Below are 26489 nucleotides of genomic sequence, written 5' to 3'. Positions count from 1 at the left end.
TTGGTTCGCCCGGGCCGGCGGCCGCGGGATTTGGTGAATGTCGTTTGGTGATACGGATGGTCATCAGAAGCCCTCGCGAAGCCATCGTCCGACCCTTCCAAAATAGCCGTCTGTCCCTGTCTTGAGTTGCCGCGTATGCCGCGGTTCGACGTGTTCAAGATGAGCGTATTGCGGATAGACCAGGAGGCCGGTGGGAACTGCGAACGAGGCGCTCTTGGCCTCGCTCGGCAGCCGGCCGAAGCCGAGCGGGCGGCCGATCCGGACCGGCCGGTTGAGAATACGGGTGGCGAGCTCCACGGTGCCGGTGAGCTGGGACGCCCCGCCGCTCAACACAACCCGCGCCCTCGGCTCTGCCGCAAAGGGGGAATCCGCGAGCCGGTCCCGGACCATTTCAAAAATCTCCTCAGCGCGATGCCGGACAATATTGGCAATCGTAGCGCGCGAGACGATCTGCGGGGCGTCGTGTTCCTCGCCCGCGGCCGGTACAGACATCAGTTCGCGCGCGTCGGACCCGCCGGTCAGCACGGTGCCATATAACGTCTTGATTCGCTCAGCATCAGCAATGCACGCGCCGACGCCACGGGCAAGGTCCATCGTGACGTGCTGGCCGCCAAGCGCAAATCCGCTCGCATGCACGAAGCGGCCACCCGAATAGGTCGCGATCGTGGTCGACCCCGCCCCCATTTCGACGACGGCGGCGCCGAGATCGGCCTCGTCGTCGGTCAATACGGATAGGCCTGCGACATAAGGACTCGCCGCCATGGCCTCGACGTTGAGATGGCAACGTTCGACCACCAGCATCAGATTGCGGGCGACGGTCGCATCCGCCGTCACCACCTGCATGTCGACACCGAACTGGCGCGCAACCATGCCGCGGGGATCGCGAATGCCCTTGACGCCGTCGAGCGCGTAGCCGACCGGCAGTGCATGCAGCACCGTGCGGCCCTCGCCGGTGGCGTGGCGCATGCCGGTGGATGTCACCCTTGTGACATCGTCGGCGGTAACAGCTCCGCCCCTGATATCGGCGGCGGCCTCGACGAGCTGCCCCTGCAGCCGGCCGCCGGAAACCGACAGCAATACCGACTCGACGCGGACCTTGGCCATGCGCTCGGCCAGCGCGACCGCCTGGCGCACCGCCTGCTCGCATTCGGCGAGATCGACCACCGCGCCGGCCTTGACGCCGCGCGACTGGATCTGGCTGTAGCCGATCAATTCCACCGCATGGGTGCGGCCGCGCAGCGCCTCGCTCGGCGGCGACGGTTTCAGCCGCGCGATCATGCAGGCGATCTTGCTGGTGCCGATATCGAGCGAGGCCACCATCGCCGTGCGCTTGTGGTCGACGGGCCGCGTCTTCGGGGTCTGGTTGCGATCAAGGCCGGTCATGCGGAATCACCCGGCTTCTTCTTGGGCTTCTTGTCCTTGAACAGCTCCTCGCGCGCCTTGGCGGCTTCTTCCGACAACTGCACCGTCAGGCGGTCCGGCAGGCGCATGTCGACGGCCGTGATGTCGCGCGAGAACAGGCGGTCCTCCTTGTCGAGCTTGCTCAGCACCGCCAGCGCGTTGCCGACGTCATTCTCCGGCAGGCGGATATCGAGGCCGTCCTTCAGGCGCAAATTCCAGCGCCGTTCGCCGACCAGGATCGCCGCCTTGGTGACGGCGCGAACCTGCGGATAGCGGTCGAGCAGCGCGAGGAAATCGCGCGCCTTGACGTCGGCGCCCTTCCCCACCACGAGCGGCAGCGACACGAAGCGGCGCGCCACAAAGGGCTCCAGCACGGCGCCATCCTCGGCGATCACGGCAAGACGTCCGTCCTGCTGCCACAGCGCGAACGCCGTGCGCTCGACGATGTCGATCTGCAGCCGGCCCGGATAGAGTTTCAGGATGGTCGCGTCCGCGATCCAGGAATTGGCCTTCAGCTTGTCGCGCAGGACGGTGGCATCGAGAAACAGCAGCGAGGAGCGGCCGTTGACGCCGCCGATCGCGAGCACCTCGTCCTGGCTCAGCTGCCTGCGGCCGTTGATGGCGACCTCGGTGATGCGAAAGCCAGCGGAGTTGGCCAGCGCGTTGCGCGCATCGCCGAGCCCGACCATGAATTCGTCGACATGACCGCCCTTGACGATGCCGAGCCCGGCGCTGCCAAGCAGCATCAGCACGGTCAGGGCGACGCCGAGGCGATTCGGCAAATAGCGTTCGACCAGCCGGACCACCCGATTCGACGGCTCGCGGTCGATCACGGGTCTTTTCTGGACGGGCGCCCGACGGCCCATCCGCTCGCGCAGCAGCACCGCCGCTCCAATAGCGGCGGCTTTCAGGTCAGCCTGGGGCTCCTGCGATCTCACCGACCGCGTGGAGCGTCCTGCACCATCCATCGCACGAGCCTGTCCAAGTGTTGTTCCCGCAAGCATTTTTTGCGAGTTCCGGCTCAGATGACGTCTCGGCTCGGCTGGACCTAAGTGCTGAAAACGCACACCCCGCCAGCCAAGCGCCACATGCGCCGCCAGCGTTAACCTTCGGACTTACTGGTAAACAAAGTGTAAAACCGCCGCCCCAGCGGTGAGATTTGATACGTCTTTTGAGGGATTTGCCGGCCAACTGTTAGGATTTTGAAACAATTTTAGGGGCCGGGCCGGGTTTCCCCGGTTAACGATCTGGGCAGCCGGTCAGACCCGCTTCCCGGCCCGCCGTTCCGCGAGCGCGATCTGGTCGCGCAGAAAGTCCGGAAACTCGATCCCCTGCGCCTTCAGCGCCTTGGGGTAAAGCGAGGCCGCCGTCAGGCCGGGCAGCGTATTGGTTTCCAGGTAGACCGGCCCCTTGGCCGAGACGATGAAGTCGGTCCGGGAATAGCCGGTGCAGGACAGCGCCCGGTGCGCCCGCAGCGCCTGATCCTTCAGTTGCGCAGTGATCTCAGGGGAAAAGCGCCCGGGGCAGATCTCCTGGGTCGATTTGAGCAGATATTTCGCCGCGTAATCGAAGGTGCCCTCGCCGGGCACGATCTCGACCGGCGGCAGCGACATCAACGTGCCGTCCGATTGCTCCAGCACGCCGCAGGTGGCTTCGATGCCTGCGATGAACGGCTCGATGACATATTCCTCGGTCTTCGCAGCGTTGCGCACCGCGACGAGATCCTGCTTGGCATTGACGAAGATCAGGCCATAGCTCGAACCGTCGCGCGCCGGCTTTGCGATCAGCCGGCCGTATTCGGCAAATGCCGCATCGAGTTCGTCCAGGGCGACGCCGGCGGGCGCTGCGACACCTGCAATCGCCGCAAAGCGCTTGGCCGCCATCTTGTCGAAGGCGAGGTTCGACGACGCCGAGCCGGACCCGGTAAAGGCAATCCCGCGCAGTTCGCACATTACCTGCAACTCGCCATTCTCAGCGCGGCCGCCATGCAGGCCCAGTACCAGCACGCGATCCTCGGCCTTGGCCTTGTCGAGCGCCGCCTCCAGCGCGATGCCGCGGTTACCCGGCTGGAATTCATCCTCGAACGGACGCGCGTGTTCGAGCAGCAGCTTCGAGCCGACTTCGTGGACCATGTCCGCGACCGACCAGAACCAGAGATCGGCTTCCGGCAGGGCCCGATGCAGCGCCTGCGCGGTTGCCACCGAAACCAGGCGCTCCTTATTGGTGCCGCCGAAGAGAATGGTCGTTCGCATCAGCCTCTACCTATCCGTCATTCCGGGGCGCGAAGCGAACCCGGAATCTCGAGGTTCTCCGATGTGCAATAGCACATCATAGTTCAATGCTTCGCATCGCCCCGGAACGACAATCAGACCGGAATTCCGATCCGCTTGATTTCCCAATGCAGCTCTATGCCAGAATTCGCTTTAACCCGCTCGCGCACGGTTTCGCCCAGCGTTTCAATATCATGCCCCGTGGCGTTGCCGGTATTGATGAGGAAATTGCAGTGCATTTCCGAGACCTGCGCCCCACCGACCTGAAGCCCACGGCAACCGGCGGCGTCGATCAGCTTCCAGGCGCTGTTGCCGGGTGGATTCTTGAAGGTCGAGCCGCCGGTCTTTTCACGAATCGGTTGAGCGGTTTCGCGGTGAGTTTGCACCTCGTTCATCCGCGCGCGGATGGTTTCGGCATCGGTCGCCGCACCGCGAAACCGCGCGGAAGTGAAGATAACAGAGGGGTCGACGCCGCTGTTGCGGTACACGAATTTCATGTCGGCATTGCCAAAGACATGTTTCGTACCGTCGCGGCCGATGCCCGTTGCTTCGACCAGCACGTCCTTGGTCTCACGTCCGTTGGCGCCGGCGTTCATCCGTAGCGCGCCGCCGATGGTGCCGGGAATGCCGAAGAAGAATTCCATGCCACCGATGCCGGCCGCGGCCGCGGTCTCCGCCACCCGCTTGTCCAGTGCGGCCGCGCCTGCGCTGACGATATCGCCGGAAGCGGAGGTCTCACCGAACGCCCGCGGCGCCAGGCGGATCACCACGCCGGGCAGGCCGCCGTCGCGCACGATCAGGTTGGAGCCGACGCCGACGACATAGACCGGCAGCTCGTTCGGAAGATGCTTTAGGAAATAGGCCAGATCGTCCTCATCCGCCGGCGTGAACAGCACCTGCGCCGGCCCGCCGACGCGAAACCAGGTCAGCTCGGCGAGCGACTGATTCGCCAGCAGACGCCCGCGCAGCCCCGGCATCGCGGCTTTGAGGTCGGGGGTGATGTCGGGGAATGCCACTGCTAATCCAACGCCTTCAATTCGCCGGGCAGCGCGTAGGCCCATTGCGTGATGTTGCCGGCCCCTAGGCAGACGACGAGATCGCCGGAGCCGGCGATGCCGTGGACGATCCTGGCGAGGTCCGCAGCGCCCGGAAGCGGGATCACCTCGCGGTGGCCATGGGCGCGCAGGCCGGTGACGAAATGGTCGCGGTCGATGCCTTCGATTGGCGCCTCGCCGGCCGGATAGACTTCCGCAACAACGACCGCATCGGCATCGTTGAAGCAGGTGCAGAATTCCTCGAACAGCGATTGCAGGCGGGTGAAGCGGTGCGGCTGCACCACGGCGATGACCTTGCCGTTGGTGGATTCACGCGCCGCTTTAAGAACAGCGGCGATCTCGACCGGGTGGTGACCGTAATCGTCGATCACGGTGACGCCATTCCATTCGCCGGTGCGGGTGAAGCGCCGCTTGACGCCGCCGAAACCGGCGATCGCGTTGCGGATCGCGTCGTCAGACATGCCGAGCTCATGCGCCACCGCAATCGCCGCCGTCGCGTTCAACGCATTGTGCCGGCCGGGCATCGGCAGCATGATATCTGATATCTCGTGGGTGGCGTCGGTCTTGCGGTTGCGGAACACGACTTTGAACTTCGAGCCCCCACCCATCGGCGTCAGGTCGACGAGTCGGACATCGGCCTGCGGATTTTCGCCATAGGTGACGATGCGGCGATCCTCGATCTTGCCGACCAGCGTCTGCACCACGGGATGATCGGTGCACATCACCGCAAAGCCGTAGAACGGAACGTTCTCGACGAAATTGCGGAAGGCTTCCTGGATCGCCTCGAACGTCTTGAAGTGGTCGAGATGTTCAGGGTCGATATTGGTGACAATCACGACGTCGGACGGCAGCTTCAGGAACGTGCCGTCGCTCTCGTCGGCCTCCACCACCATCCAGTCGCCGGCCCCGAGCCGCGCATTAGAGCCGTAGGCGTTGATGATGCCGCCATTGATCACGGTGGGGTCGAGCCCGCCGGCGTCGAGCAATGTCGCGACCATCGTGGTCGTCGTGGTCTTGCCGTGGGTGCCGGCAATCGCGACGCAGCTTTTCAGCCGCATCAGTTCGGCCAGCATTTCGGCGCGGCGCACCACCGGGATGCGCTGGGCGCGGGCGGCCATCAGTTCCGGATTGTCGCGCTTGATTGCGGTCGAGACCACGACGACGTCGGCGCCGTCGACGTTCTCGGCTTTGTGGCCGACCGAGACCTTGACGCCCCTCTCCCTGAGACGCGCGACATTGCCGCTTTCGGAGGCGTCCGAGCCGTGCACGGTGTAGCCAAGATTGACCAGCACCTCGGCGATGCCACTCATGCCGATACCGCCGATCCCGACGAAGTGAATGGGTCCGATCTCGCGCGGCAGTCTCATGAATGGTTCCTTGTCGTCGCCCGCCTTGTGGGCGAAGCGATCCAGTATTCCGCGAAGCCGAGGCTCAAATCAGCTGCGCTGAGTACTGGATGCCCCGCTTTCGCGGGGCATGACAAGGGGCAATTTTGCGGGCAACCGCCTAGATTCCGGCCGTTTTCAGCACCAGATCGGCCAGCCGCTCGGCGGCGTCGAGCCGGCCGACCTGGCGGGCGGCCTCCGCCATGGCAGTCAGCCGCGCCGGTTCGGCGGCAAAGGCGGAGATTTCCGCCGCCAGCCGGTCCGGCGTGAATTCGCCTTGCGGGATCCGCAAGGCGCCGTTGACCTTGGCCAGCACGCCGGCATTGGCGAACTGGTCCTGGTCGATGGCGCCGGGCAGCGGCACCAGGATCGAGGGCCGGCCGATCGCGGCAAGTTCCGCCACCGTGCCGGCGCCGGAGCGCGAAACCACGAGATGGCTGGACGCCAGCCGCGCCGGCAGATCGGAAAAGAACGGCGCGAGTTCGGCCTTGACCTTGAGCCGGTCATAGACCGCGCGAACCCGCGCCATGTCCTCCTCGCGCACCTGCTGGGTCAGGACGAGGCGGCTCCACAGCACCGGCTCGAGCCGTTCGATAGCCGGCGGCACGATATCGCTCATCACCCGTGCGCCTTGGCTGCCGCCGACCACGAGCAGGCGCAGCGGCCCGTTCGGTTCGGGCGAGGCAAAGGGTGTCGCGGCAGCGGCGAGGATCGCGGGCCGCATCGGCGTGCCGACCGTCGTCGCCTTTCCCGCGAGCGCAGGATCGCGGTCGAGCACACCGGGCAGCGAGGTCGCGATCACATTGACGCGGCCGGCAAGAAAACGGTTGGCGCGGCCGAGCACGGCGTTGGCATCATGGATGATGCTGGGGACGCCGAGCAGCCTTGCCGCCATCAGCGGCGGCAGGGTCGGATAACCGCCAAAGCCGACCACGGCCGCGGGCTTCAGCCGCCGCACCAGATTGATCGCGATACCCGTTCCATAGCCGAGTGTGATGACGGTGCGCGCCAGCGATAACGGATTGCGCCCGCGCACGGTTTCGCTCGGCACCACGTCGATATTGTCTCTGGTGAAGAGACCACTGTAGCGCAGCGCGCGGGCATCGGTCGCCAGCCGCACGCGCAGGCCGCGCTTGATCAGCTCGACGCCGAGCGCTTCGGCGGGAAACAGATGACCGCCGGTGCCGCCGGCGGCGAGTAGAATGAGAGGTACGTTGTCCATGGGGGGCTTTTACAGGCAATCCGCCGTCATTGCGAGGAGCGCAGCGACGAAGCAATCCATCTATCCCCGGGTCGAGGCATGGATTGCTTCGCGGAGCCTGTCATCGGGCGCGCATTCGCGCGACCCGTTGGCTCGCAATGACGAAGTAGATAGCTTTGCGTCAAGCGTAACCGCGCGCGACAACCGCCTCGTTCATCGATTCCACTTCGGTGCGCGGGCGCTGCCGCGTCAGCGCCAGCATCATGCCGACGCCATAGGCGAGCGAGATGATCGACGAGCCGCCATAGGAGATGAACGGCAGCGTCATGCCTTTGGCGGGGATGAGTTGCAGGTTGACCGCCATGTTGATGGCGGCTTGCACGCCGAACAAAATGGCAAGCCCCGACGCCGCAAAGCGCGCGAACATGTCCTCACTGGCGTAGGCGCGCGTCAGCGTGCGCAGCACGATGAAGGCGAACAGCACAACCAGGGCCAGGCAGAGGATGATGCCGAACTCTTCCGCGGCGACCGCAAACACGAAATCGGTATGGCTGTCCGGCAGGCTGCGTTTTGCAATTCCTTCGCCGGGGCCAAGGCCAAACCAGCCGCCGTTCCAGAACGCTTCCATCGCCATGTCGACCTGAAAGGTGTCGCCGGAGGCCGGATTCATGAAGCGTTTGATGCGGCCGGCGACGTGCGGAACGAACAGATAGGCGCTGAACAGACCGGCAGCCGCCGCACCGGCCAGGCCGGCCACCCAGACCATCCGCATGCCGGCGATGAAGAACAACGCCCCCCACACCGTCAGGATCAGCATGGTCTGGCCGAAATCCGGCTCCATCACCAGCAGCGACACCAGCATCAGGAGCAGCGCCATCGCCATCGAGGTCGCCGGCATTTCCGGCCGCCTGGTCGATTCCGCAAACAGCCACGCCGCCATCACGACAAAGGCGGGCTTTGCGGATTCGGAGGCCTGGATGTTGACGCCAAGCAGCGTGATCCAGCGCCGCGAGCCCTTCACCTCCGCGCCGAAGACAAGCGTCGCCACGATCAGGATGACGCTCGCGACGAAAGCCAGCAGCGCCAGACGGCGGATCTGCTTCGGCGACAGGAACGATACCCCGATCAAAACGAGGATCGACGGCAGCAGGAACAGCATGTGCCGGCTGAAGAAGTGGAACGGATCAAGCCCGATCCGCGTCGCCACCGGCGGGCTCGCCGCCAATGACAGGATGACGCCGCCCAGCATCAGCGCCAGGATCGCGCCAAGCAGCAGCTTGTCCACGGTCCACCACCAATCCGAAAATGGCGTGCGTTGGTCACGGTGGAGCATGGGCGTTCCCAAATGGCAGAGGTAGCACCCATTGGTGGCGCAGGATGGTTTATGGGGGGTTAATGGGATGGGTAACTTTCGAAATAGCGTGCGGTCGCGTCTCACAACAGGTCGTCATACCCGCGAAGGCGGGTATCCAGTACGCCGTGGCCTATTGGATCTATCGCTGCCGTCTCTGGAATACTGGGTCGGGTGACGACAGTCTGTGGATGGCTGGAGCGAAGCGATACTCATTATTTCATCTTTGCATCGGCCGCGATCAGCTCTCGTCCATCTGTGGTCGTGATCGTCAACCGCACCTGTTCGCCACTGGTGCTGGCCGGCATCGCCGTGGAAATGCGATTTCCGTTTTTCGGATCCGCCTTCACGGCGTCATCGAACAATATCGCAACGCCGCGTTTTAGCGTTACGCGCAACGGCGTGGCCGGCTCGATGTTGAAGAACTGGAGGTTCACATCGGACGACGTGGCCGAGAGATTAACAAGGATGTTCTCATTCGCATGCGTCACGCTACTCATGCCCACGGTCGGGCTGTAGGTCTCCGTAACGGATACTTCGCCTTGCGCCGGAAGCGTGGCGCGGTGGAAGAACTGGTCCGATACGCCCGCCCATAATTCGACGTAAGGCTGCGCCTCGGTCGGGTCCTTGCGCGCGTCGGTTTCGTTCGTGAACGACGGAAATCCCCACGTCCACATCTTTAGCCCCCGAGTGATCGCGTTGTCGGCGATGCGGATGATCCCCTCTTCGCTGTCGTGGTTGATCACGCCCCAGAAATTCCTGCCCTGCATATCGGGCGCGGCATACGCGATGCCCATCGTCGGCCAGTTCTTGAAGTAGCGTAGTTTCTCGAAGCGGCTCTTGCCTGAGCCTAGGCTCTCATCGCCTGCGGAAAGATTGGCCGACCAGGCGGGCGTGGTGTAGGCCTCAATCGGCGCAATGATTTCGGCGCCGCCGGTCGTTTTGGGATTGTTCGGGTCTGATCCCGGCGCGAGCGTCGTACACGTCCAGTATTCGTAGTCGACCGATTTGGATTGCGGATTTCTCAGCACCACGCGGGTATCGAGCGCAGCGCGATCGGCCTTCAGCGTGACATAGTAAGTCGCTTCGATGCCCGTAGGCCCCTTGAGAAACTGCGCGGGTGCCGCGGGATAGGCGAAATCATCCTTGATCGACATCGACACCGTCACTTCTTCGGCACTCTCTTTCAGTACCTTGAAATCCCACGGCTTCAGCCATGCCCTACCGTGCTCGGGATCTGGAAAGGTCGGGAAGATGCCGCCATAGACCATCAGCCAATCGTAATAGAAATTGCCGGCCTTCATGCCGTAGGGCACGCCGACTTCCGTGTGATAGAGCTGCTCGTGCCCGGTCGGCTTGTAGATGATGGAAAGAATACGGCCGCCGAATTCGGGGACGAGCGTCACCTTCAGATAGCGGTTCTCAAGCACGTGGGTCTTGAACGTGCGATCGACGATGGTGCTCTTGTCCAGCGACCCGTCGACGAAGCCGTTCTCCGCATCCGTCGCATATTTGACCGTGCTCCACGTAATTGTCGAGCCGGTGAGCGTCACCTTGTCGGGCGATGCGGCGTGCATAGCAGCAGGAAGAGCGCAGGCTGCCGAAAGGACGGAAAGCACGAAGCTGATGCAGCGGTGCGAGCACGCACGAATTGCCATTGCGACGCCTTCAAAATAAGCAGGGTGTAGGATGGGTAGAGCGAAGCGAAACCCATCATTTTTTGCCGCAACGATGGGTTTCGCTGCGCTCTACCCATCCTACGAACTCGTGCCCCCGATGCAGCGCAGCGCGAAGCGATGCGCTGCCAGGCCGGGGCCCATGCCGCCATAGGTCCCGGCTCTGCGTAGCGGCATTACATGCCGCAAACGCGTCCGGGACACGACGAGCTCACACCACCGGCTTCACGCCGGGCATCGCCGTCACGAGATCGCGGAACGCGGCCCCGCGAATCTCAAAGTTGCGGTACTGGTCGAACGAGGCGCAGGCGGGCGAGAGCAGGACGACAGGATCGATCAGCCCCGAGGCTTCGGCATCGCGCGCGGCATTCGCGACAGCCACATCGAGCGTCTGCGAAATTTCATGCGGCACGCGCTCGCCCAGCGTGCCGGCAAATTCCGGCGCGGCCTCGCCGATCAGATAGGCTTTCCGGATCCGCGGGAAATATTCACTGAGGCTGGTGATGCCCCCCTGCTTCGGCTTGCCGCCGGCAATCCAGAAGATATCGGCAAAGGACGACAGCGCGTGCGCGGCGGCGTCCGCATTGGTGCCCTTGGAGTCGTTGACGAACAGCACGTTGCCGCGGCGGCCGACCTGCTCCATGCGGTGCGCGAGACCGGGAAAGCTGCGCAGGCCATTTTGCAGAGTGTCTGTCGAAATGCCCATCGCGAGCGCGCAGGCCGCGGCGCAGGCCGCGTTCTGCGCGTTATGCAGGCCGCGCAGCGAACCGATGCCGCCAAGCCTTGCGATCTCGCGGCGCGCACCGCCGGAGGCCTGCACGATGGTCTCGCGCTCGACATAGACACCGTCGGGCAGCGGATTCTTCACGGAAATCCGCACCACGCGTTTGCCGGCCTGGTCGAGCCGGTCGGCAATGTTGCGGCACCAACCGTCATCGACGCCGACAATCGACGTGCCCTGCGGCTGCACGCCTGCGACCAGCCGCGCCTTCACGGCGGCATAGTTTTCCAGCGTGCCGTGGCGATCGATATGGTCCTCGCTGACGTTGAGGAGAATGCCAACGGACGGATCGAGCGAAGGTGCAAGGTCGATCTGGTAGGACGACATTTCCACCACATGCACGCGCCCCATTCTCGGCGGCTCCAGCGACAAAATCGCGGTGCCGATATTGCCGCCCATCTGGGCGTCGTAGCCGGCAACCTTCATCAGGTGTGCGATCAGCGCCGTGGTGGTCGACTTGCCGTTGGTGCCGGTGATGGCGACGAACGGCGCGCTAGGGGCGTGGCGGCGGCGCTCGCGGCAGAACAACTCGATGTCGCCGATCACCTCGCAGCCGGCCTGGCGGGCCATCAGCGCCGACCAATGCGGCGCCGGATGCGTCAGCGGCGCGCCGGGGGTGAGGATCAGCGCGGAGAAATTCGTCCACGAAACGTTGCGCAGATCGGCGGTGGTGAAGCCGGCCTGCGCCGCCTTGGCGACGTTGTCGGCGCTGTCGTCGCCTGCGATGACCTCCGCCCCGCCAGCCTTGAGCGCGTGGCAGCTCGCAAGGCCGGAACCGCCGAGGCCGAACACGGCGACCGTCTTGCCGGCGAATGAGGTGACGGGGATCATCGCGCGCGGCTCACCGCAGCTTCAGCGTGGAGAGGCCGGCGAGCGCCAGCATCACCGAGATGATCCAGAAGCGGATCACGATCTGCGGCTCGGTCCAGCCCTTCTGCTCGAAATGATGGTGCAGCGGCGCCATGCGGAACACGCGTTTTCCCGTCAGCTTGAACGACGTCACCTGCACGATCACGGAGACGGCTTCGAGCACGAACAGGCCGCCGATCACAGCGAGCACGATCTCGTGCTTGACCGCCACCGCCGTCGCCCCCAGCATTCCGCCGAGCGCGAGCGATCCGGTATCGCCCATGAAGATCGAGGCCGGCGGCGCGTTGAACCAGAGAAAGCCAAGGCCGGCGCCGAGCACCGCGCCGCAGAGCACCGCGAGTTCGCCGGTGCCGGCGACATAGCGGATCTGCAGGTAATCGGAGAACACCGCGTTGCCGGTCAGATACGAGATCATGCCGAAGCTGGCGGCGGCGATCATGACTGGCACGATGGCAAGGCCGTCGAGACCGTCGGTCAGGTTCACCGCATTGCCGGCGCCGACGATGACGAAGGCGCCGAAGATCACGAAGAACCAGCCGAAATTGATCACCACGTCCTTCAGGAAAGGAACCGCCAGCGAGGTGGATGTCGCGTCGCGGCCGAGCCGCACCAGCGCGTAGCAGGCGGCAAGCGCGATAATCCCTTCGATCAAAAGCCGCAGCTTGCCGGCGAAGCCGCTGTGGCTCTGCTTCGTCACCTTCAGATAGTCGTCGTAGAAGCCGACAAAGCCGAAGCCGAGCGTCACCGCCAGCACGATCCAGACATAAGGGTTGAGCGGATTGGCCCACAGCAACGTCGAGACGACGAGGCCGGAGAGGATCATCAGCCCGCCCATCGTCGGCGTGCCCTTCTTGGAGATCAGATGCGATGCCGGGCCGTCGGTGCGGATCGGCTGGCCCTTGCCCTGCCGCAGGCGCAAATGGTCGATGATCCAGGGTCCGAACAGGAACACGAACAGCGCGCCCGTCACCATCGCCCCGCCGGTGCGGAAGGTGATGTAGCGAAACACGTTGAAGACGCCGCGGAAGATGCCAAAACCGGGAACGGTGTTGGAAAGCTCGATCAGCCAGTAAAACATTCAAAAAGCCCTGTCACGCGGCTTGGTTGCGCCGTCTTTGGCGGTAAGCGCTTTGGCAACGACTTGATAATCGTTTTCATCCTCAAACCAAGCGAATCTTGGTCATGGCTGGGGTATTGACGAATCACGTCTCGCGGAGACATCGGCCGCCTGATGCAGCCAGTCTACGCCTTTGGCTCCAGCGCGGCCAGCAGGCGGGGCACAAACTTGTTCACCCAGAACATCTTTTTGCTGCCCTTGACCACCACCACGTCCCCCTCGCGCAGCAATGCGGCGATTTGTTGGGGGTCGAGCGTCGCCGGGTCGTCGTGCCAGCCGAGCGCCCGCTCGGCGGGAACAAGATTATATAGGTGCCGCATCAGCGGGCCGACGCAGTAGATGCCGTCGATATCAGGCAGGTCTTTCGCGAGCTTCTCGTGATAGGCGGGCGCGTCAGCGCCCAATTCCAGCATGTCGCCGAGAATGGCGATACGCCGGCCGGATTTCACCGGCCGCGCCTTCAGGCTGCCGAGCGCGGCCACCATGCTGGCCGGGTTGCCGTTGAAACTGTCGTCGATCACCGTGACGCCGCCCGCCGCCTGCTCGACGCCGCGGCCGGTCATGATGCCGACATGGCTCAGCTCTTTGGCCAGCGCTGCCGGATCGAGCCCGGCGGCATGGATCGAGGCCAGCGCGGCCAGCGCGTTCTGCAGCCGATGCGGCGCGCCGGGCGTCAGGCCGAATTTGATTCCGCTGCCGTTCACCTCGACGGCGACGTTCCAGCTCTCGCCCTCGGCCGTGTGCCTGAGCGCCCGCACCTTTGAGCTATCGCCGAAACGAACGACCTTGCCGTTCCATTCCGGCGCCGCGACGTCTTCAGGCAGTACCAGCACGCCGTCTTTTGGCAGGCCCTGCGCGATGCTCACCTTCTCGCGGCGGATCGCTTCCAGGCTGCCGAGCTTTTCCAGATGTACCGGCTGCACGTTCACGACCAATGCCACCGTCGGCTTGGTGAGTTCGCTGAGCCGCGCGATCTCGCCGGTCTGGTTCATGCCCATCTCGACGACCCACACGCTTGCGCGCGGGCTGGCATTGCACAGCGTCAGCGGCACGCCCCAGAAATTGTTGAAGCTGCTTGGGCTGGCATAGGCGTTCGGATAAGCGGCGAGGAATTCCTTGGTGCTGGTCTTGCCGGCGCTGCCGGTGAGCCCGATCACCGGGCCTTTGAACCGCGCGCGCGCGGCGCGCGCCAGACCCCACAGGCCGTCGATCAGCGTATCCTTGACCACCAGTTGCGGAACATTCACGCCGGCAATCCGATGCGGAACGATCATCGCCACCGCGCCGGCCGCCTCCGCCCTGTCAGCGAATTCCCAGCCGTCGCGCGCGCTGGCGAAGCTTGAAATGAAGCCGCCGCTCGGCGTGCCGCGGAGCGCCACGAACAGGCTGCCCGGCTTCACCAGCCGGCTGTCCTGGGTGACGAAATCGATCGGCGTGTCCGGAAAGTCGCCGGATATTCCGAGCGCACGCGCGACTTCGGTAATCGTCCATAATGCCGTCGCGCTCATTTCGTCCTCGCTGCCAGCGCGGCCGCCACCGCCTCATGATCGCTGAACGGGAGCACCTTGTCGCCGACGATCTGCCCGGTCTCGTGTCCCTTGCCGGCGATCAGCAGCGCATCGCCGGGCTGCAGCGCCGCGATTGCCCGCCTGATCGCTTCCGCGCGGTCGCCGATCTCACTCGCGCCCTTGGCCGCGGCCAGAATGGCGGCGCGGATCGCTTGCGGATCTTCGCTGCGCGGATTGTCGTCGGTGACGATGACGTGATCGGCATTCTCGGCGGCGATGGCGCCCATGATCGGCCGTTTGCCGGCGTCGCGGTCGCCGCCTGCGCCGAAGATCACGACGAGCTTGCGCTTCGCATAAGGCCGCAGCGCCTGCAGCGCCTTGGCCAACGCATCCGGCTTGTGCGCGTAGTCGACGAAAACAGGCGCGCCGTTATGTTCGCCGACGCGCTCCAGCCGCCCCTTGGCGCCTTCGAGATGTTCGAGGGCCGCGAAGACGGCGTCAGGCTCGCTGCCGGTGCCGATCGCCAGCCCCGCGGCGACGAGCGAATTCTCGATCTGGAACTCGCCGACCAGCGGCAGCTTGACCGTGTAGTTGCGGCCACGGGTCTCCAGCGCGAGGTTCTGCGCAAACCCTTCGACGCTGGCGCCGACGAGGCGGATGCCCTCCCCGTCGCCATCCGCATTGCGGCCAACAGCAATGATCCGCAAGCCCCGCGATCGCGCCGCCTCGATCACCTGCTCCGAGCAGGCGTGATTGGCCGAGATCACCGCCGCGCCGCCGGGCGGAACGAGGTCGCGGAACAGCCGCAGCTTGGCGGCCAGGTAATGCGCCTCATCCGGATGGTAATCCATGTGATCGCGCGACAGGTTGGTGAAGCCGCCGGCGGCGACGCGCACGCCATCGAGGCGGAACTGGTCGAGCCCGTGCGAGGAAGCCTCAAACGCCAGATGCGTGACGCCGTCGCCCGTGATCTCGTCGAGCTGCTTATGCAGCGCGATCGGGTCCGGTGTGGTGAGCGAGCCGTAGACGGTGCGCTTTGGCGAAACGAGACCGATGGTGCCGATGCTGGCGGAGATGTGACCGAGCCGCTCCCAAATCTGGCGCGTAAACGCCGCTACCGACGTCTTGCCGCTGGTCCCGGTGACAGCGGCAATGGTCGTGGGCTGCCGCGGATAGAACCGCGCCGCCGCCAGCGCCAGTGCGCGGCGCGGATTTGGCGTGACGACGAAGGGCACGCGGCAGTCGGCCGGAGCGCGGTCGCCCGCTACCGCAACCGCGCCTGATTTGATCGCGGCGTCGATGAAGCGGGAACCGTCGGTCTTGGAGCCGGCGAGTGCGAAGAACAGGTCGCCCGGCTTCACCGCGCGGCTGTCGAAGCTAAGGCCTGTCACATCGAGCGCGGCCGCCTGCGGCTCGACCGCAGCGTCATCGCTGAAGAGATCGCGAAGTTTCATCTTGCTCCAGTCCGGCCCGGCGCAGCTCGGCGCCTCTATATTGGGAGCATGATCTTGTCGGAAAACCGGTCTCCACTTTTCCGGATCATGCTCGTCATACGCCTTACTGGGTTGTCCTCGATGCCGCAAGAATAAGGCGGTCCGACGTCGGCAGGTCGAAGCGCGGCTCGACGCCGAGCAGCGGGGCGATGCGGGCAATCACCTTGCCGCCGGTCGGCACCGCGTTCCAGCCCGAGGTGATGAAGCCATGGGTTTCCGGCAGCGACTTCGGCTCGTCCAGCATGACCAGAAGCTGGTATTGCGGATTGTCGGCCGGAATGATCGCCGTGAAGGAGTTGAGCACCTGCTTCTTGGAATAGCGGCCGTTGACCACCTTTTCCGAGGTGCCGGTCTTGCCGCCGATATAGTAGCCCTTCACGTCGGCCTTCTTGGCGGTTCCGACTTCGGCGTTCAGCCGCATCAAATAGCGCATCTTGTCCGAGGTTTCGGTGCGCAGCACCTTCTTGGCGATCGCCCGCGCCTCCTCCTCCGACCGCTTCAGGAAGGTCGGCGGAATCAGGTAGCCGCCATTGATGCAGGCGTTGATGCCCATCACCGCCTGCAGCGGCGCCACCGCGATGCCGTGGCCGAACGAGGCCGTGATGGTGTTGAGCTCGGTCCAGCGCTTCGGCACGATCGGGGAAGCGCTTTCCGGCAACTCGGTGCGCAGCCGGTCCATCTGGCCGAGCTTCTTCAGGAACGCCTTGTGCGCCTCGACGCCCTGCGACAGCGCGATCTTGGCCGCGCCGACGTTCGAGGAGAAGGTGAACACTTCGGACAGCGTGATGTTGCGGCCGACCGGATGGGTATCGTGAATGGTGAACTTGCCGAACCTCAGCGCGCCGCGCCCGTCATAGAGCGAGTTGAGGTTGGCCTTGCCGGAATCCAGCGCCATCGCCAGCGTCAGCGCCTTGAAGGTCGAGCCCATTTCGAACACGCCCGTGGTCAGGCGGTTGATGCGGTCGGGGTCGTGCGCTTCCTTCGGATTGTTGGGATCGAAATCCGGCAGCGAGACCAGCGCGACGATCTCGCCGGTGCGGACGTTGGAGACGAGGCCGGAAGCCGCCTTGGCCTTGTATTTTTCCTTCGCCTTCAGCAATTCGTCGCGCAGCGCGTGCTCGACGCGCAGGTCGATCGACAGCTCCACCGGCTTCTGCAGACGGTCCGTCGCGAAGCCCGCGCGGTGCAGATCGGCCAGACCGTTACTGTCCAGCCATTTTTCCATCCCGGCGATGCCCTGGTTGTCGATGTTGACGAGGCCGATCAGATGCGCGACCGCAGCGCCGGTCGGATAGACCCGCTTGTTCTCGCGCAGGAAGCCGATGCCGGGAATGCCGAGCTTGTGAATGTCGTGCTGCTGTTTCGGCGTGATCTCGCGCTTCAGCCAGACAAAGCCCTTGCGTGAGGACAGGCGCGTGCGCGCTTCCGCCGTGTCGAGATCCGGCAGCGCGGCTGTCAGAAGTTCGATCGCCTCGTCCTTGTCGATGATGCGGCGCGGCTCGCCGAACAGGCTCGGCGCCTTGACATCGGTGGCGAGCACCTCGCCGTTGCGGTCGACGATATCAGGCCGCGCGGTCGCAATCGCGTCCTGCGAAGCGGTGCGGCGCGCGCCGTGGCTGTCGGCGCCGACCGCGAACATGACAAGGCGTCCGGCCAGCACCACATAGATCGTCGCGAACAAAAGGATCGCCAACCCGACGCGCGCCCGCGCCTTGGCGACGCGGTCGACATTGCGCCCGTAGAGCAGGCTGCGGATCAGCCTCTGCCGCCACGGTTCCGCGTGCTTTCTGGTCCTCGCAAGTGCCCGGCCGGTCATTGCTGATCTCCCGACGCTGGCACCGATCCGGTGGTGGGCGGCGCCTCGGCGGCGGCTTCGATGGTGTTGATCATGGCGCCGATCGGATCGGGCGCGCCGGGCCGCGCAAAGGCCGGCGGCCGCTCCGGCAGATTCTTCAGCTGGTCGTACTGCGAAGCTGTGAGCGGCTGCAGCTTGAGATGACGCTCGGCGAGCCCCTGCAGCCGCAGCGGCGCGTCGAGCTTGGCCCATTCTGCGCGCAGCGCCGCGATGGCGTCGCGCTGCTCGCGGATCTCGGCGTTGAGCCGCAGCACGCGTTCGACACGCGAGGTCGATTCCATCTTGATCCGGTAGACGTAGGCTGCCGCAAACACCAATACGCCGATGACGAGGAAGTGGATGATCCGCATGATCAGCCTCCCCTCATCACGTCGGCGAGGACCGGCCAGGCCGGCAGTCGATCTGCCGCATGCGCCGGCGCGGCGGTCCGCTCGGCCGCGCGCAGCTTGGCCGAACGCGCGCGCGGATTGGCCGCCACCTCCGCCTCACCCGGAGTGACCGGACGCTTGGTCAGGATCTGAAAGCTCGGCGCGACCTGTGCAATTTCCGGAAGATGCCGTGAGCCGCCGCCGGTCTTGCCGCGCGCGTTGAAGAAATCCTTGACGATGCGGTCTTCCAGCGAATGGAAAGACACGACCACCAGGCGCCCGCCGGGCTTCAGCACGCGCTCGGCCGCGATGAGCGCCAGATGCAGTTCGTCGAGCTCGGCGTTGACGAAGATTCGCAAGGCCTGGAACGTGCGCGTCGCGGGGTGAATGTCGTTCGGCTTGGCACGCACCACCCTGGCGACGAGATCGGCGAGCGCCTGCGTCGTCGCGATCGGCGCCTCTTTCCGCGCCGCCACGATGGCCCGCGCGACGGCGCGGGAATGCCGCTCTTCGCCGAAGATATAGATGATGTTGGCGAGATCGGCCTCGGAAGCCTTTGCCACGACATCCGCGGCGGTCGGGCCATCATGGCCCATCCGCATGTCGAGCGGGCCGCCCAGGCGGAACGAGAAGCCGCGTTCGGCCTGATCGAGCTGCATCGAGGAGACGCCGACGTCCATCACGACACCGTCGACCTCTGCTTCGCCCTGCGCCGCGCAGACCTCCGCGAGGTTGGAAAACCGGTCCTCGACCAGGGTCAGCCGCCCGTCGGACTGATCGACCAGGTCGAACCCGCCCGCAATTGCCGACCGGTCGCGGTCGATGCCGATCACCCGGGTTCCCGCGATGGCCAGGATCGCCCGGCTGTATCCGCCGGCACCGAAGGTCGCGTCGACATAGACGCCCCCGTCCCTGGGGCTAAGCATCTCGACCGCCTCGCGGCCAAGCACCGAGATGTGGCGTGGCGCAACCGGGCTCATGCGCCGTCCCCCGGCGCTTTCGCGTCGCTGATAGGTACTAAACTGCACGCGAACCGGCCCATTGCGCCTCAAATCTCTGCGCTTCGCCGGGCGTGTCCGGCCGAGAGGCCACGACCCGGCACGATTGCCGCTTCCGACCCGGCCTCGCGCCCGCTCGTTTCCAGACGGAATTTGCTGGGTTGCCATGGCATTTCGAGCGCGAAAGAGGGCCTCGGCCGTCCCCAAACCCGGTTCGGCTCTTCATTACTTAGTAACCGCATTTAGCGTTAAGAAAGCGTTGATGGTCCGCCGCAGCTTTTGCGCGCTTTTGAGGCGCCCAAAAATGGTGATGCGCCTCGTCCACAGTTGATCAAAAAACCGGAGGAGGAGTCCGGCCGCCGCATTGCGCGGCCGCGAAGCAAATGAATAGTAAGGGAAACTGTCCTTGTGAACACGATATTGCCGTGCTGCCGCCCCGTTTGAGATTAAAAAATGACTACTGGTTCGTTCACCTCTGCTGGTATTGATTCGAGGCGTCAACGCGCCCTTCCCGTGCCCAGGGCCAACGCCGATATGAAGACCTTTATCCCGGATTCCTCGATCGCGTCCGACGTCATCCCGTCGCCGAACTTTGGCGACCGGAATAACGGACGCGCCGCCGACATGATCCTGCTGCACTACACCGGCATGCCGGATGTGGAAGGCGCGATCGCCCAGCTCTGCACCCCCGGCACCGACGTCTCGGCGCATTACATCGTGCTGGAGGACGGCCGCATCGTGCAGTCCGTGCCGGAAGCCAAGCGCGCCTGGCACGCCGGCGTATCCTCGTGGGCCGGCGAGGAAGACATCAATTCCTGCTCGATCGGCGTCGAGATCATCAATCGCGGCCACGACTGGGGCTATCCGGATTTCCCGTCGCGGCAGATCGCCGCCGTGACCGCGCTGTGCCGCGGCATCATGCTCCGCCGCAAGATATCAGCGCATCGCGTGCTCGCGCATTCCGACGTTGCGCCGGCGCGCAAGAAGGATCCCGGTGAAAAGTTCCCGTGGCACTTGCTTGCGAATTCCGGCGTCGGCCATTGGGTGCAGCCGGCGCCGATCGTGCGCGGCGAAACGCTCAAGCTCGGCAGCATCAGCGACGACGTCGCCGGCCTGCAGGCGGCGCTCGCCAAATACGGCTACAGCATCCCGACCCATGGCAAGTACGACGGACCGACCATGGAAGTGGTCACCGCGTTCCAGCGCCATTTCCGCCCGGCGCGTGTCGACGGCATCGCGGATATGTCGACCATCTCTACGCTGCACGCATTGCTGACGAGCCTGCCGGCGGATGCGAAAACGACGGTGGCGGCGAGGTAGTTGTTCGCGAGCGCTCTCGACTGTCATTGCGAGCGAAGCGAAGCAATCCATCTTTTTTCCCCGAGCGGAGAAATGGATTGCTTCGTCGCTTCGCTCCTCGCAATGACGGCTGAGCCAGTCACGCATCCATCTCCGCCATTCTTCGCGCATAGAGCCGCCTTAGCGGCTCCAGCTGCGTCGCCGCCGTCGCCTTCATATACGCCTCGCGCGCGGCATCGTGACGGCCGAGCCGGCGTAGCAGGTCGGCCCGCACCGCCGGCAGCAAGTCATAGCCCTTCAGCCCGCCGCGCGCTTCCAGCGCGTTGACGAGATCCAGCGCCCGCGCCGGCCCGTCGACCATCGAGACAACAGCCGCATGGTTGAGCTCGATCACCGGTGACGGGCTGATCCGCAGCAGCACCTCGTATAGGCCGGCGATCTGCCGCCAGTCGGTATCCTCATAACTCGGGGCACGCGCATGCAGCGCCGCTATCGCCGCCTGCACCGCATAGGATTGCGGCCGTCCCGGCATCCGCAGCGCCTCCTCCACGAGAAGCAATCCTTCCGAAATCTGCGCATGGTCCCACAGCGTCCGGTCCTGCTCTTCCAGCAGCACGATGTCGCCGCCCGCGGTCTCGCGGCCGGCGCGGCGCGAATCGTGCAGCAGCATCAGGGCGAGCAGGCCCTTGATCTCGCTGCGTCTAGGCAGCAGCCCATCAAGCAATCGCGCCAGTCGGATTGCCTCGCGCGCCAGATCAGGCCGCATCAGGTCTTCACCCGAGGTCGCCGCATAACCCTCAGTGAACACGAGATAGATCACCGCAAGCACGCCGCTGAGCCGCGGCTCCAGCGCCTCGCGTTCCGGAACCTCATAGGGAATGCCGGCCAGACGGATCTTTTGCTTGGCCCGCAACAGGCGCTGCGCCATCGCGTCTTCGCTGGTGAGAAAAGCGCGCGCGACCTCGGCAGCCGTCAGCCCGCACACGGTACGCAGCGTCAGCGCCACCTGTACCTCAGTTGCAAAGGAGGGATGGCAGCAGGTGAAGATCAATCGCAGCACGTCGTCGTCGAGCACGCCCTCGTCATCGTCGCTCGGCACTGACGCATTGAGCAGCAGCTCATGCGTCAATGCCTCCTGTTTGCCACGAAAAGAGATGTTGCGCCTGACGCGATCGATCGCCTTGTTGCGACCGACATTGACCAGCCAGGCCCGCGGATTGGCAGGCAGGCCGGCGGCGGGCCAACGCTCCAGCGCCGCCGCCACCGCATCCTGTAAGGCATCCTCGGCCAGATCGAAATCGCCGACGATGCGGATCAGCGTGGACAGCGCCCGCCCCGCCTCGTCGCGGAATATCTTTTCGATCTCGCGTGGTGTCATGCGATCTCAGCGCTGTCATTCCGGGGCGATGCGAAGCATCGAACTACGGGGCGCGCTTGCGCCCCTGAGAATCTCGAGATTCCGGGTTCGTCCTTCGGACGCCCCGGAATGACGTCCGTGCCCTCAGTCATAGATCATGATCGGCCTGACCTCGATCGACCCCATCTTGGCGGTGGGAATCCTCGCCGCAATGCCCAGTGCGGTATCGAGATCCTTAGCCTCGATCAGATAATAGCCGCCGAGTTGCTCTCGCGTCTCCGCGAACGGACCGTCGGTCGTCAGGATCTTGCCGTCACGGACCCGCACGGTGGTTGCCGTCGTTGTTGGCTGCAAGCCGTCACCGGCCTTGAAATGGCCACTCTGGATGATGGATTGGGTGAACGCGCCATATTCCGCCGTCAGCTTCTTGCGGTCGTCCGCGGTCATGCGGCCGTATTCCGCATCACTCCGGTAGATCAGCAACAGATACTGCATCGCAAACTCTCCTCTTGATCGGCTGGATCGCCGACATCAGGTCGAACGGACCTTCCGCAAAACGACACTGCCGGAAGAATTATTTTTTTGGCGGCGAAGCATGCCGGAAGCCCGACGCAGGCGCCATCAGTGCTTTCCGCCCGCCTCGGCGAGCCGCCGCCGCAATTCCCGCACCTCCTCGAACCGCTTCGTCACATCGCGCATGACGGCCACTGTGCCCGCAACTTCCTGCCGGTCGTCGTGCAGCAGCACGATGGTGAACTCGACCGAGATACGGCGTGCGTCCTTGGTCAGCGCAGGCACCGACAGCAAATCGCCGTGGCCATAGCGGCTCGTTCCCGTCGCCATCGTGTGGCGAAATCCCTCCCAGTGCCGGGCACGCAAATTCTCGGGAATGATGATGTCGAGCGGCTGGCCTGCCGCCTCTTCGGCCGTGAAGCCGAAGATCCGCGCCGCGCCGGGATTCCAGAACGTGATGCATCCTTCGCGATCGGTGGCGACGATCGCGTCGGAGGCGCTTCGCAGCAATGCTTCACCGAGAGCGGCAGGAATGTTCATGGCGTATCAACTCGCTGTTATCGGCAAGCATCAAACGCCGCGATCCCGGCCCTGTCAAAGTTGCTCGCGGAACCCGATTAACCACGCTTTCGCTTGACGCGCGCCATCGAAGCCCTCATTCGTATGGCGTCAGTCGGCCGGACGGCCGCTCCTGCTACGGTCGAAAGGCTGCGGGAGAGGAAAGTCCGGGCTCCATCGACATGCGGTGCCGGATAACGTCCGGCGGGGGCAACCCCAGGGAAAGTGCCACAGAGAACGAACCGCCCTCCTTCGCTTCGGCTTCGGAGGGTAAGGGTGAAAAGGTGCGGTAAGAGCGCACCGCGTTTCCGGCGACGGAGACGGCATGGCAAACCCCACCGGGAGCAAAACCGAATAGGGACGGCAACGCGGTTAGTTCGCGAAAAGCGATAACACCGCAGGGCGATGTCAGGCCCGCCGTCCGGGTAGGTTGCTCGAGGCCATACGCAAGCATGGTCCCAGAGGAATGGCCGTCACGTACCATTCGCAAGGATGGTGCCCTACAGAACCCGGCTTACAGGCCGGCTGATATCGGATGCGAACGCGTTTTCGAAGAAGGCGCGTCTCGCTGAAATGAGGGGTTCGGCGCCAATACGCCGGACCCCTCACCATTTGTGGCACCCGCGCGATTCAATCCCGCCCTGCCTCGGCAATCGCCTGCGCCAGCCGCGGCGGATTGCTGAAGAACATTTCGTGGCTGCCGTCGCATTCGACCAGGCGGAATAGGCCGAGCCGCTCCGACAGCCGCGGATGCCAGGGCAGGCTGTGCGGCAGCGCGATATCCTGCCGGCAATTGACATAGGATTTGCCGACCGGCAGCTCCGCCAGCGGACGCTTCAGCGCGATCTTGTCGGTGAAGGTCTTGTAGGGATGCGGGTTGAGTTTGGCGTAGGCGGACTTTGCCAGTTCGAGGTCGGCGTCGTTGATGAAGGCATCGCGCCAGATTTCGAACGGCAGCATCACGGCGTTGTTGTTGGCGGCGGCGACCGCATCGAACAGGCCGACATAATGCGGCGGCACCATGTCGTTGAGGCATTGCCCATCCAGCGGCACGAAGGCGTTGACGTAGACGAGGCGCCTGATCCTCTCGGTGAGACGGTCGGCGACGCCGGAGATCACCATGCCGCCATAGGAGTGGCCGACCAGCCTGATGTCGCGCAGATCGCTCTTTTCGATGTAGCTGACAACAGATGCGACCGCCTGCGCGAGGCCTGTCGCGGCGCGGTCGTCATCCCGATTGTTGCCGGCAACCGTCGGGCAGTGCACGACATGGCCGCTGTTTCGCAGATGCCCGGCCACCGCCTCCATCTCGGCGCCGGTGTGCCACGCGCCATGCACCAGTACGTAAGTATCTGCCATTTCCGTCCCCTCCGATGTTGATGACCGGACCTTGATAGAGACGGTATTTCGTCGCCGATGGCCGGATCCGGCCACGGCCATCGCCGAATTGCGCCAGGGGCAATAAGGCCTTAGCGCTGCCGGCGAAATGCGGCCGGCGTCATGCCGAGATACTTTCGGCATTGCCGGATGAAGTGCGACGGGTCGGAAAAGCCGACGCGCAATCCAACCCCGCCGATCCCGATGCGATCAAAGCGCGGCTCGCTCAACATCCGCCGCGCGGCCGCCATGCGGCAATCGTTGAGCAGGCCGCTGAACGTCAGGCCGGCCTTGTTGAGGCAGCGGTGCAAGGTGCGCTCCGAGATGCGCAGATGATCGGCAACGATCACCGCCGTCAGCCCGGGCTCGGCGTAACGCAGGCGAATGACGCGGCCGATCTGGTCCAGGAGTCCTACCGCATCGCGCGACTCAGAAGGTGTCGCCGGAATTTCGCTTCCGAATGCCAGCGCCAGCAGCGATCCGAGCTGGTCGGTCAGCACCTGCGCCGGCAACGGCCGCTCGATCGCCAGTTGCGGCGTCAGTTGGCACGCGAATGCACTGAGCGCCGCCCCCCAGCCGGCGCGTCCATCGATGCGCTGGCCAAGGCGCCGGTCAGGATCGGTGATCCAGGATTCGACCCAGGCGATCGGCAGCTCTACCGACAGCGTGTTGGCGGTCAGCGGAAAGTTGAACTCGTAGCAGCGCCGGGAATCCAGCAGCACGAGATCGCGCGGCTGCAGGCGCGACGCATGTCCGTTCTGCATCACCGTCCAGTCGTGGTCGGTCTTGCACAGAAGGTAATAGTAGTTCGACGTGCTGCGCGACAGGCTCGCCTTTCGGCGGTAGACGTGCTGCGCGGAGCCTTGGACGCGGTTGATGCCGATGGTGTCGAGCTGCCCGCGCGCGATGGAGCAATCGAAGCCGGCGCGGACCGGCGTCGTGATGTCCATTTCGAGAAAGCATTCGCAGACGGCGCCGATCCAATAGTCCAGGCGCCGTTCCGGCTCGACCAGGCCGGTCGACCATTTCTCGATGACTGCCGCCGTTCTGGCCGCCATGCCCTGTCCCCTCCGCGGTCCTCGCCGGCCGCCGGTTCTTCAGCTTGTTGGGCGCAGGGCGGAGAGTCAATCCGCTACGCGGCTATCTTCTGCAACAGCGCCATCAGCGCCTCCGGCGCCGTGACGTTGGGCGAATGACTGGCGTCGATCTCGTAATAGCCCCAGGCGGGATCGCCCTTCGTCATTTTCGCGAAGCGGCCGAAGGTATCAGCGGGTGTGATCCGCGTGGCGTAGATGTAGCTGCGCGGCAGCGTCAGCGGTCCGCCCTGCAGTTTTAGCTTGGTCTCGAAGCATTTGATCGGCATGTCGACGCGCCGTGCGCTGAGCCATTCGACGTCGGCCGGCGAGGTATCGGGCGGCGTCGGGTTCGGCGGCACGCGCCAGCCGTCGCCGGTCTTTGCAAGCTCCCGCATCCGCGCCTGCGCCGCCTCGTTGAGATCGAGCAGCGACTGGCCATCCTCAGGCACGAAGGCGTCGATATAGATCAGCTGCCTGACCTTGTCGCGGGCGCGGTCGGCGACGCCGGTCGCAACCATGCCGCCATAGCTGTGCCCGATCAGCACGATGTCGCGCAGGTCCTCGTACTTGATGACGTTCAGCATGTCCTCGATATGCGTATCGAGGTTGATGGCCGGGTGCGCCAGATGCGACCGCTCGCCGAGGCCGGTGTAGCTCGGCGTCATCAGGCGATGCCCGGCCGCCTGCATCAGCGGATGCATCTTCTTCCAGGCCCAGCCGGCGGACCACGCACCGTGACAGACGAGAAAGGTTTTTGGAGAGGTTATGTTCATCGGGCCGTTTCCCCAGGTTCTTGTTAAAGGCATTGATTGCGATAGTACCTACCGGCTCGGTCGTGTAAACGTTTGCGCAAATCTAACGTCGTCATTCCGGGGCGCATCGAAGATGCGAACCCGGAATCTCGAGATTCCGGGTTCGATGCTGCGCATCGCCCCGGAATGACGGGGAGAAATTCCCCGAACCAACGGGGAGAAACAAAA

The 26489-nt window shown here is 64.6% G+C and carries 22 protein-coding genes and 1 other RNA gene; 2 read left to right on the top strand and 21 right to left on the bottom strand.

Going from position 1 to position 26489, the window contains the following annotated elements; genetic code table 11:
• Window positions 1–63 precede the first annotated feature (63 nt).
• The 15 genes from ftsA to rsmH all read right to left on the bottom strand — a co-directional run bounded on the left by ftsA (window position 64) and on the right by rsmH (window position 19311).
• Complete coding sequence (ftsA, locus tag QA643_RS08040) at window positions 64–1383, bottom strand: cell division protein FtsA (RefSeq protein WP_283032656.1); 1320 nt, start codon at window positions 1381–1383, stop codon at window positions 64–66.
• Complete coding sequence (locus QA643_RS08035) at window positions 1380–2369, bottom strand: cell division protein FtsQ/DivIB (protein WP_283032655.1); 990 nt, start codon at window positions 2367–2369, stop codon at window positions 1380–1382. Before QA643_RS08035 ends, ftsA begins: the two co-directional genes overlap by 4 nt.
• 291 nt (window positions 2370–2660) lie before the next feature.
• Window positions 2661–3653 carry a D-alanine--D-alanine ligase gene (locus QA643_RS08030; RefSeq protein ID WP_283032654.1) on the bottom strand — a complete coding sequence of 331 codons (993 nt, stop codon included), beginning with the start codon at window positions 3651–3653 and terminating at the stop codon, window positions 2661–2663.
• Between the two features lie 113 nt (window positions 3654–3766).
• Window positions 3767–4687, bottom strand: a complete 921-nt coding sequence (gene murB / locus QA643_RS08025) for a UDP-N-acetylmuramate dehydrogenase (protein ID WP_283032653.1) — start codon at window positions 4685–4687, stop codon at window positions 3767–3769.
• Between the two features lie 2 nt (window positions 4688–4689).
• Complete coding sequence (gene murC / locus QA643_RS08020) at window positions 4690–6093, bottom strand: UDP-N-acetylmuramate--L-alanine ligase (protein WP_283032652.1); 1404 nt, start codon at window positions 6091–6093, stop codon at window positions 4690–4692.
• Between the two features lie 139 nt (window positions 6094–6232).
• The gene (murG, locus tag QA643_RS08015; protein ID WP_283032651.1) at window positions 6233–7333 is read right to left on the bottom strand and encodes an undecaprenyldiphospho-muramoylpentapeptide beta-N-acetylglucosaminyltransferase; all 1101 of its coding nucleotides are present in this window, start codon (window positions 7331–7333) and stop codon (window positions 6233–6235) included.
• 160 nt (window positions 7334–7493) lie between these two features.
• A complete protein-coding gene (gene ftsW / locus QA643_RS08010; RefSeq protein ID WP_283032650.1) occupies window positions 7494–8645 on the bottom strand; it encodes a putative lipid II flippase FtsW in 1152 nt (383 codons plus the stop codon).
• Window positions 8646–8878: 233 nt separating this feature from the next.
• Window positions 8879–10321 (bottom strand): DUF5107 domain-containing protein, encoded by a 1443-nt coding sequence (locus QA643_RS08005; protein ID WP_283032649.1) that lies wholly within the window; start codon window positions 10319–10321, stop codon window positions 8879–8881.
• Window positions 10322–10550: 229 nt separating this feature from the next.
• Window positions 10551–11951, bottom strand: a complete 1401-nt coding sequence (murD, locus tag QA643_RS08000) for a UDP-N-acetylmuramoyl-L-alanine--D-glutamate ligase (protein ID WP_283032648.1) — start codon at window positions 11949–11951, stop codon at window positions 10551–10553.
• 10 nt (window positions 11952–11961) lie between these two features.
• The gene (gene mraY / locus QA643_RS07995; RefSeq protein ID WP_283032647.1) at window positions 11962–13068 is read right to left on the bottom strand and encodes a phospho-N-acetylmuramoyl-pentapeptide-transferase; all 1107 of its coding nucleotides are present in this window, start codon (window positions 13066–13068) and stop codon (window positions 11962–11964) included.
• Between the two features lie 164 nt (window positions 13069–13232).
• Window positions 13233–14615 carry a UDP-N-acetylmuramoyl-tripeptide--D-alanyl-D-alanine ligase gene (murF, locus tag QA643_RS07990; RefSeq protein ID WP_283032646.1) on the bottom strand — a complete coding sequence of 461 codons (1383 nt, stop codon included), beginning with the start codon at window positions 14613–14615 and terminating at the stop codon, window positions 13233–13235.
• On the bottom strand, window positions 14612–16069 hold the full coding sequence (locus QA643_RS07985) for a UDP-N-acetylmuramoyl-L-alanyl-D-glutamate--2,6-diaminopimelate ligase (protein ID WP_283032645.1): 1458 nt from the start codon (window positions 16067–16069) through the stop codon (window positions 14612–14614). Before QA643_RS07985 ends, murF begins: the two co-directional genes overlap by 4 nt.
• A 103-nt stretch (window positions 16070–16172) precedes the next feature.
• Entirely contained in the window at window positions 16173–17924 is a 1752-nt protein-coding gene (locus QA643_RS07980; protein WP_283032644.1) for a penicillin-binding protein 2, read from the bottom strand.
• Entirely contained in the window at window positions 17921–18313 is a 393-nt protein-coding gene (locus tag QA643_RS07975; RefSeq protein ID WP_283032643.1) for a hypothetical protein, read from the bottom strand. Before QA643_RS07975 ends, QA643_RS07980 begins: the two co-directional genes overlap by 4 nt.
• A 2-nt stretch (window positions 18314–18315) precedes the next feature.
• Window positions 18316–19311: a 16S rRNA (cytosine(1402)-N(4))-methyltransferase RsmH gene (rsmH, locus tag QA643_RS07970; RefSeq protein ID WP_283032642.1), complete on the bottom strand. Its 996-nt coding sequence runs from the start codon at window positions 19309–19311 to the stop codon at window positions 18316–18318.
• Window positions 19312–19782: 471 nt separating this feature from the next.
• Here rsmH and QA643_RS07965 point away from each other — a divergent pair, with 471 nt between their 5' ends.
• Window positions 19783–20649, top strand: a complete 867-nt coding sequence (locus QA643_RS07965) for an N-acetylmuramoyl-L-alanine amidase (protein ID WP_283032641.1) — start codon at window positions 19783–19785, stop codon at window positions 20647–20649.
• Between the two features lie 118 nt (window positions 20650–20767).
• Here the strand turns inward: QA643_RS07965 and QA643_RS07960 are convergent, their stop codons facing one another.
• The 3 genes from QA643_RS07960 to QA643_RS07950 form a co-directional block, all read right to left on the bottom strand.
• On the bottom strand, window positions 20768–22006 hold the full coding sequence (locus QA643_RS07960; RefSeq protein WP_283032640.1) for an RNA polymerase sigma factor: 1239 nt from the start codon (window positions 22004–22006) through the stop codon (window positions 20768–20770).
• A gap of 123 nt (window positions 22007–22129) precedes the next feature.
• Window positions 22130–22480 (bottom strand): YciI family protein, encoded by a 351-nt coding sequence (locus QA643_RS07955; protein ID WP_283032639.1) that lies wholly within the window; start codon window positions 22478–22480, stop codon window positions 22130–22132.
• A 126-nt stretch (window positions 22481–22606) separates the two neighbouring features.
• Complete coding sequence (locus tag QA643_RS07950) at window positions 22607–23038, bottom strand: PAS domain S-box protein (RefSeq protein WP_283032638.1); 432 nt, start codon at window positions 23036–23038, stop codon at window positions 22607–22609.
• Window positions 23039–23167: 129 nt separating this feature from the next.
• On the opposite strand from QA643_RS07950, the gene rnpB reads away from it, so the two are divergent.
• Window positions 23168–23589, top strand: an RNA gene (rnpB, locus tag QA643_RS07945) — RNase P RNA component class A.
• Window positions 23590–23686: 97 nt separating this feature from the next.
• Here rnpB and QA643_RS07940 read toward each other — a convergent pair.
• The 3 genes from QA643_RS07940 to QA643_RS07930 all read right to left on the bottom strand — a co-directional run bounded on the left by QA643_RS07940 (window position 23687) and on the right by QA643_RS07930 (window position 26282).
• Window positions 23687–24415: an alpha/beta hydrolase gene (locus QA643_RS07940; RefSeq protein WP_283032637.1), complete on the bottom strand. Its 729-nt coding sequence runs from the start codon at window positions 24413–24415 to the stop codon at window positions 23687–23689.
• A gap of 110 nt (window positions 24416–24525) precedes the next feature.
• Window positions 24526–25491, bottom strand: coding sequence for an AraC family transcriptional regulator (locus QA643_RS07935; protein WP_283032636.1), 966 nt, complete (start codon window positions 25489–25491; stop codon window positions 24526–24528).
• Window positions 25492–25565: 74 nt separating this feature from the next.
• Window positions 25566–26282, bottom strand: coding sequence for an alpha/beta hydrolase (locus QA643_RS07930; protein WP_283032635.1), 717 nt, complete (start codon window positions 26280–26282; stop codon window positions 25566–25568).
• Window positions 26283–26489 lie beyond the last annotated feature (207 nt).

It is taken from the genome of Bradyrhizobium sp. CB3481 (assembly GCF_029714305.1).
GTDB lineage: Bacteria > Pseudomonadota > Alphaproteobacteria > Rhizobiales > Xanthobacteraceae > Bradyrhizobium.
The sequence above is the reverse complement of the archived record's forward strand: the minus strand, read 5'-3'. Positions and strand labels throughout refer to the sequence as shown.

What these genes read in the sequence shown, in the direction of transcription:
- QA643_RS08035 (WP_283032655.1), bottom strand. Translation starts at nt 2,369, where the DNA reads ATGGATGGTGCAGGACGCTCCACGCGGTCGGTGAGATCGCAGGAGCCC.
- QA643_RS08005 (WP_283032649.1), bottom strand. Translation starts at nt 10,321, where the DNA reads ATGGCAATTCGTGCGTGCTCGCACCGCTGCATCAGCTTCGTGCTTTCC.
- QA643_RS07935 (WP_283032636.1), bottom strand. Translation starts at nt 25,491, where the DNA reads ATGGCGGCCAGAACGGCGGCAGTCATCGAGAAATGGTCGACCGGCCTG.
- QA643_RS07965 (WP_283032641.1), top strand. Translation starts at nt 19,783, where the DNA reads ATGACTACTGGTTCGTTCACCTCTGCTGGTATTGATTCGAGGCGTCAA.
- murG (WP_283032651.1), bottom strand. Translation starts at nt 7,333, where the DNA reads ATGGACAACGTACCTCTCATTCTACTCGCCGCCGGCGGCACCGGCGGT.
- rsmH (WP_283032642.1), bottom strand. Translation starts at nt 19,311, where the DNA reads ATGAGCCCGGTTGCGCCACGCCACATCTCGGTGCTTGGCCGCGAGGCG.
- QA643_RS07955 (WP_283032639.1), bottom strand. Translation starts at nt 22,480, where the DNA reads ATGCAGTATCTGTTGCTGATCTACCGGAGTGATGCGGAATACGGCCGC.
- QA643_RS07980 (WP_283032644.1), bottom strand. Translation starts at nt 17,924, where the DNA reads ATGACCGGCCGGGCACTTGCGAGGACCAGAAAGCACGCGGAACCGTGG.
- QA643_RS07950 (WP_283032638.1), bottom strand. Translation starts at nt 23,038, where the DNA reads ATGAACATTCCTGCCGCTCTCGGTGAAGCATTGCTGCGAAGCGCCTCC.
- mraY (WP_283032647.1), bottom strand. Translation starts at nt 13,068, where the DNA reads ATGTTTTACTGGCTGATCGAGCTTTCCAACACCGTTCCCGGTTTTGGC.
- QA643_RS07940 (WP_283032637.1), bottom strand. Translation starts at nt 24,415, where the DNA reads ATGGCAGATACTTACGTACTGGTGCATGGCGCGTGGCACACCGGCGCC.
- QA643_RS08030 (WP_283032654.1), bottom strand. Translation starts at nt 3,653, where the DNA reads ATGCGAACGACCATTCTCTTCGGCGGCACCAATAAGGAGCGCCTGGTT.
- QA643_RS07930 (WP_283032635.1), bottom strand. Translation starts at nt 26,282, where the DNA reads ATGAACATAACCTCTCCAAAAACCTTTCTCGTCTGTCACGGTGCGTGG.
- QA643_RS07985 (WP_283032645.1), bottom strand. Translation starts at nt 16,069, where the DNA reads ATGAAACTTCGCGATCTCTTCAGCGATGACGCTGCGGTCGAGCCGCAG.
- murF (WP_283032646.1), bottom strand. Translation starts at nt 14,615, where the DNA reads ATGAGCGCGACGGCATTATGGACGATTACCGAAGTCGCGCGTGCGCTC.
- murD (WP_283032648.1), bottom strand. Translation starts at nt 11,951, where the DNA reads ATGATCCCCGTCACCTCATTCGCCGGCAAGACGGTCGCCGTGTTCGGC.
- QA643_RS07960 (WP_283032640.1), bottom strand. Translation starts at nt 22,006, where the DNA reads ATGACACCACGCGAGATCGAAAAGATATTCCGCGACGAGGCGGGGCGG.
- ftsA (WP_283032656.1), bottom strand. Translation starts at nt 1,383, where the DNA reads ATGACCGGCCTTGATCGCAACCAGACCCCGAAGACGCGGCCCGTCGAC.
- murC (WP_283032652.1), bottom strand. Translation starts at nt 6,093, where the DNA reads ATGAGACTGCCGCGCGAGATCGGACCCATTCACTTCGTCGGGATCGGC.
- QA643_RS07975 (WP_283032643.1), bottom strand. Translation starts at nt 18,313, where the DNA reads ATGCGGATCATCCACTTCCTCGTCATCGGCGTATTGGTGTTTGCGGCA.
- ftsW (WP_283032650.1), bottom strand. Translation starts at nt 8,645, where the DNA reads ATGCTCCACCGTGACCAACGCACGCCATTTTCGGATTGGTGGTGGACC.